This is a genomic window from Micromonospora sp. NPDC052213 (assembly GCF_040679695.1).
GTDB lineage: Bacteria > Actinomycetota > Actinomycetes > Mycobacteriales > Micromonosporaceae > Micromonospora.
The window spans coordinates 1-1,002 of record NZ_JBFAVI010000433.1; the positions used below are offsets into that span (position 1 = coordinate 1).

At 71.7% G+C, this 1,002-nt stretch carries 2 protein-coding genes; one reads left to right on the top strand and one right to left on the bottom strand.

Going from position 1 to position 1,002, the window contains the following annotated elements:
- The first annotated feature begins 5 nt into the window (after positions 1-5).
- The gene (locus AB0L34_RS34540) at positions 6-470 is read left to right on the top strand and encodes a PPOX class F420-dependent oxidoreductase (protein WP_357176188.1); all 465 of its coding nucleotides are present in this window, start codon (positions 6-8) and stop codon (positions 468-470) included.
- 1 nt (position 471) lies between these two features.
- Here the strand turns inward: AB0L34_RS34540 and AB0L34_RS34545 are convergent.
- On the bottom strand, positions 472-1,002 hold a 531-nt coding region (locus tag AB0L34_RS34545; RefSeq protein ID WP_363709894.1), incomplete at its 5' end, for an NAD(P)H-binding protein.

Here is a 1,002-nt window from a genome sequence, read left to right on the forward strand (position 1 = left end):
GAGGCATGGCACGCAGCATCGCGAAGAACACCCGGGTCGACCGGGACGCCCTGATCGAGTTCCTCCGCCCCCGCCACCACGTCGTGCTCATGACCACCCGCTCCGACGGGCGCCCGCAGTCCTCCCCGGTGGCCTGCGGGGTGGATGCCGAGGGCCGGCTGGTGATCTCCACCTATCCCGAGCGTGCCAAGGTCGCCAACATCCGCCGCGACCAGCGCGTCTCCGCGTGCGTGCTCTCCGACGACTGGAACGGCCCGTGGGTGCAGGTCGACGGCGTGGCCGAGGTGCTCGACCTGCCCGAGGCGCTGGAACCGCTGGTCGAGTACTTCCGCAGCATCTCCGGCGAGCACCCGGACTGGGACGAGTACCGGTCGGCCATGGTCGCGCAGGGCAAGTCGCTGATCCGGGTCACGATCGAGTCCTGGGGCCCGATCGCCACCGGCGGCTTCCCGGCCCGGCTGGCCGACTGAATCAGTACGCGACCGTGAACCGGGCGTTGCCGAAGCGCGGATCCTCGATCTCGTCGACGATCGCCACCGCCAGGTCCTCGTAGGTGAGCACCGAACGGCCCTGCGCGTCGGTCACCGGGTGGTCGGTGCCGGTGCGGTAGTGCCCGGTCCGCTCGCCCGGGTGGAACTCCAGCGGCGGCGGGGAGACGTACGTCCAGGTCACCCCGTCGGCGCTGGACCTGTAGAACTCCAGCGCGTCGGCCTGACCGTGCGCCGAGTCCCGGTACTCCTCCGGGAAGTCCGGCTCGTCCAGATACCGGGTCCCCTTCGGCGTGAGCAGCGTCGAGCCACCGCCGACGTGGATCACCCGAGGTGGGTCCGGCAACTCACGCAGCGTGTCGACCAGCGTCCGCGCGGCGTCGCGCCACAGGGCCCGCTCGCCGCCGCCGATGGCCACCACTAGCACGTCCGCGTCCTCGGCCAGTTCGCGTACGCTCCGCGCCGACGTGGCGTCGCCGGTCACCGTGCGTACGCCTGGGGGTAGGTAGCCGAC

What these genes read in the sequence shown, in the direction of transcription:
- AB0L34_RS34540 (WP_357176188.1), top strand. Translation starts at nt 6, where the DNA reads ATGGCACGCAGCATCGCGAAGAACACCCGGGTCGACCGGGACGCCCTG.